Genomic DNA, 1,036 nt, shown 5'->3' with positions numbered 1-1,036 from the left:
CCAACAGCTAGCGCAACAACGCAGCCTACTTGTGCAGTAGCAACAGGAACCGTTACAATATCTGCGCCAATAGGAGCTGACTTTCAATATAATGTTGATGGTGGAACTTACCAAAGTTCGGTAACTTTTTCAGGATTAACAGCGGGATCACATACCTTTACAACAAGACGTATTTCAGATAACACTTGTGTATCTTCTGCAAGAGATGTAAAAGTTGGAAATTATATTTGCGCAGTTGATGATGCAGGATCAAGTGTAAATGGACTTGTAGGGGGAACAGCATTCACAAATGTATTATCAAATGACACCTTAAATGGAGTTGCAGTAGTAGCTAGCGATGTTACAACCACTTTTGTGTCATCTACCAATGGAGGAATTACTTTATTAGGAACTAATGTAGTTGTAAAAGCGGGAACTCCAGCAGGAAACTATAGTTTAGTATACCAAATCTGCGAAGTATTAAATGCCGACAACTGTTCAACAGCGACAGTAACGGTAACAGTAGTTGCAGCACCAATCAAAGCAGTAAATGATGTTGCAGGACCAATCAACGGAATAGTTGGCGGAGATGCAGGAATCAATGTATTGGATAATGATTTATTGAATGGTGTTAAAGTAACTCCATCAGATGTAAAAATCACTTCTACTCCAAACGGACCATTAACAGTAAACACAGACGGAACCGTAACGGTAGCAGAGAACACAAAAGCAGGAGAATACACAGTAGACTATACGATCTGCGAAGTATTAAATGCAGAGAACTGTTCAACAGCGACAGTAACGGTAACAGTAGTTGCAGCACCAATCAAAGCAGTAAATGATGTTGCAGGACCAATCAACGGAATAGTTGGCGGAGATGCAGGAATCAATGTATTGGATAATGATTTATTGAATGGTGTTAAAGTAACTCCATCAGATGTAAAAATCACTTCTACTCCAAACGGACCATTAACAGTAAACACAGACGGAACCGTAACGGTAGCAGAGAACACAAAAGCAGGAGAATACACAGTAGACTATACGATCTGCGAAGTAT

General features: G+C 40.0%; 1 pseudogene. It reads left to right on the top strand.

Annotated features, from left to right (window positions below):
• A pseudogene (locus tag BLV91_RS17115) lies at window positions 1–1,036 on the top strand (hypothetical protein); the annotation flags it as partial.

It is taken from the genome of Flavobacterium degerlachei (genome assembly GCF_900106645.1).
Lineage (GTDB): Bacteria > Bacteroidota > Bacteroidia > Flavobacteriales > Flavobacteriaceae > Flavobacterium > Flavobacterium degerlachei.
The sequence above is the reverse complement of the archived record's forward strand: the minus strand, read 5'-3'. Positions and strand labels throughout refer to the sequence as shown.